Source organism: uncultured Holdemanella sp. (assembly GCF_958348295.1).
Classification (GTDB): domain Bacteria; phylum Bacillota_I; class Bacilli_A; order Erysipelotrichales; family Erysipelotrichaceae; genus Holdemanella.
The window spans coordinates 1-3,728 of sequence record NZ_CATVYQ010000087.1 but is presented as its reverse complement, the minus strand read 5'-3'; the positions used below and the strand labels follow the sequence as shown (position 1 = coordinate 3,728).

General features: G+C 35.0%; 2 protein-coding genes. Both read left to right on the top strand.

Translation table 11 applies throughout. From position 1 onward, the window contains the following. Positions 1-147: 147 nt before the first annotated feature. Complete coding sequence (gene secA / locus Q3907_RS10555; protein WP_301898241.1) at positions 148-2,544, top strand: preprotein translocase subunit SecA; 2,397 nt, start codon at positions 148-150, stop codon at positions 2,542-2,544. Then, positions 2,544-3,645 (top strand): peptide chain release factor 2 gene (gene prfB / locus Q3907_RS10550; protein ID WP_301898240.1). Its coding sequence is split into 2 segments (ribosomal slippage): positions 2,544-2,615 and positions 2,617-3,645, totalling 1,101 coding nucleotides; the frame shifts between segments, so codons are not numbered across the junction. Before secA ends, prfB begins: the two co-directional genes overlap by 1 nt. The last annotated feature ends 83 nt before the right edge of the window (positions 3,646-3,728 follow it).

Here is a 3,728-nt window from a genome sequence, read left to right as displayed (position 1 = left end):
AGCACAACGGGATGTTTTTTTTGTATAGATGTATAAAAATTACGAGAAGTTGACGGTAAAATTCTCTTTTTTTATTTGAGTTGCCCTATTTATCGTGTCGTTTCTATGTTAAAATATAGTATAGTCTTTAAAAGGAGAACTTATATTATGGCAGGAATTTTTGGAAAATTATTTTCAGAAGAACAACGTGAATTAGCTGCATTAGAAAAAATTGCAGATCAAGTATTAAAATATGAACCTGAAATGCAGGCACTTTCGGATGATGAATTACGTGCAAAAACAGATGAATATAGAAAAAGAATTGCGGATGGAGAAACAGTTGATGATTTACTTCCGGAAGCTTTCGCAACAGCTAGAGAAGCTGCTTATCGTGTAATCAACGAAAAACCTTATAAAGTTCAGATTATGGGGTCTGTTGCCATGCATAAGGGTGACATTTCAGAAATGAAGACTGGTGAAGGTAAAACATTAACTGCTACAATGTGTGTATATTTAAATGCACTTGCAGGTCAAGGTGTTCACGTAATCACAGTCAATGAATATTTGGCTGGTCGTGATGCTGCTTGGATGGGTGAAATCTACCGCTTCTTAGGCTTAACGGTTGGTGTAAATACACGTGATTTAAAACCAAAAGAAAAACGTGATGCGTACGCATGTGATATTACATATACAACAAACTCAGAGCTTGGATTTGATTACTTGCGTGACAACATGGTTACAGAAGTTGAAGACCGTGTAATGCGTGGACTTCACATGGCTGTAATCGATGAAGTTGACTCTGTATTAATTGATGAGAGTCGTACACCATTGATTATTTCAGGTGGTAAAAAACAAACCGCAAACTTATACATTCAGTCAGATCGATTTGTGAAGACTTTAATTGCTCCAGAATATGAAACAGATAAGTTTACACATGAAAAAACTTTGATTTCTGGAGATTATGATATTGATGAAAAAACACGCCAAATCATGTTGAGTGAAGATGGTGTTCATAAAGCAGAAAAATTCTTTAAAATCAAAAACCTTTATGATATTGAACATACACAACTTGTTCACCATATCAATCAAGCATTAAAGGCTAATTATATTATGATGCGTGAAGTTGAATATGTAGTTAGTGATGAAAAAGAAATTGTGATCGTTGACCAATTTACAGGTCGTATGATGCCAGGACGTGCATATTCAGATGGATTACACCAGGCTATTGAAGCTAAGGAAGGTGTTCCAATTAAAGAAGAAACTTCTACTTTGGCAACAATCACATACCAGAACTTTTTCCGTTTATATGAAAAATTGGCTGGTATGACGGGTACCGCAAAAACTGAAGAAGAAGAATTCTTATCAACTTACAACATGAAGGTTGTAGTTATTCCTACAAACCGTCCAGTAGCTCGTAAGGATCTTCCAGATGAAATTTATGCACATAAGAAAGATAAATATGCCGCATTGGTACGTGAAGTAAAACGTTTGTATGAAACAGGACAACCAGTATTGGTTGGTACAATTGCCGTAGAAACAAGTGAGGTTATTTCTCAATTATTAAATAAAGAACACATTCCTCATGAAGTATTAAATGCAAAGAACCACGCTCGTGAAGCTGAAATCATCGCAAAAGCAGGTCGTCCAAAATCAGTTACAATTGCGACAAACATGGCTGGTCGTGGTACCGATATCAAATTAACAGAAGAATCACGTAAATTAGGTGGTTTAGCTGTTTTAGGTAGTGAAAGACATGAATCTCGTCGTATTGATAATCAGTTACGTGGACGTTCTGGTCGTCAAGGAGATCCTGGATTCTCACGTTTCTATGTATCTTTAGAAGATTCATTGATGGTTCGTTTTGGTGGAGACAAGCTACAAAAGCTATTTGAAAAAATGGGTGATGAACAAATTGAGTCTAAAGCAGTTACAAAATCAATCACAATGGCTCAAAAACGTGTTGAAGGATATAACTTCGATATGCGTAAACAATTGTTAGATTATGATGATGTATTGCGTCGCCAACGTGAAATCATTTATGCACAACGTAATCGTATTTTAGAAGCAGATGAAGTACATGATATGGTTCATGTTGTGTTTGAAAAAACAATTGAACAGACTTTACAAGCTAATTTATCAGATCAAAAGAAACAAACAATTGATGTTGCAGGTGTTGTTAAATCTATTGAAATGATGGGTATGGCTGAAGATAAGGCGATTCATGCAAGTGAACTTGAAGGAAAGTCTTATGATGAAGTTAAAGAATATTGTGTAAATAAGATTTGGAATGAATATGAAGCTGAAATCAAAGATGTGAAGCGTCAATTCTTACCTTTTGAAAAGACAGTTGTATTACGTAACATTGACCGTAACTGGATCAACCATATTGATATGATGGATAAATTGCGTAGTGGTATCTATTTGCGTTCTTATGCACAAAACAATCCTCTACAACAATATGTACAAGAAGGATTTGACATGTTTGAAGAAATGAATCGAAGAATTGATCGTGAAATCACATTCTTCCTATTAAAAGTACGTATTCGTAAGGAGCATGCTGCTTAATGGAACTATATGAATTGAAACAAGGAGTGAGTACTCACCTAGAGAAATTACATTCTTTAGGTGAGTCACTTTGACTTATCTAGTAAAAATAAACAGATTGAAGAATATGATAAACAAACTTTAGAACCAGATTTCTGGCAGGATCAGAAAAAGGCTCAACAAGTGATTCGTGCAAAAAATGCATTAAAGGACATTGTGGATCGTTATGAAGAATTGGATTTACAATTAACTTCATTAAATGATACGGCCGATGAATTAAAGTCTGAATTTGATGAAGAATTAATGATGATTGCTGAAGAAGAATATGCGGATATGGATAAGAAGTTTGAGTACTTTGAAATCCAAGTCTTATTAAGTCATGAATATGATCAAAATAATGCCATTCTAGAAATTCATCCTGGAGCTGGTGGAACCGAGTCTTGTGACTGGGCAAGCATGTTGTATCGTATGTATACAAGATATGCAGAAAAACATGGTTTTAAAGTAACGGTTCTTGATTATTTGCCAGGGGATGAAGCTGGTATTAAAAGTGTAACTTTCCTTGTCGAAGGAGATAAGGCTTATGGCTATCTGAAATCAGAAAAGGGTGTACATCGTTTAGTTCGTATTTCACCATTTGATTCAGGTGCTAGAAGACACACTTCTTTTGCGAGTTTAGATGTTATGCCTCAATTTAATGATGAAATTGAAATTGACATCAAGCCAGAAGATTTGATTGTAGAAACAAAACGTGCTTCTGGAGCAGGAGGACAACATATCAATAAAACGGATAGTGCCGTTCGTATGGTGCATAAACCTACGGGTATTGTAGCTACATGTCAAAATGGACGTAGCCAGCATGAGAATAGAGAAGAATGTTTGCGTGTCTTAAAATCTCGTTTGTATCAATTAGAAATTGAAGAACAAGAAAAGAAAATTGCCCAAATCAAAGGCGTACAATCCGCCAATGAATGGGGTAGCCAAATTCGAAGCTATGTCATGCATCCATATAGCTTAGTCAAAGATGTTCGTACAGGATATGAAACAAGTCAAGTTCAATCTGTATTAGATGGAGATCTTGATGAATTCATCTTTGCGTATTTAAAATCACAGATTCAATAAAATCCAATCGAAAGGTTGGATTTTTCTATATCCCCTCATAAAAATGTAATTAAATTAAATTATTCACTCATAAAAATGTAATT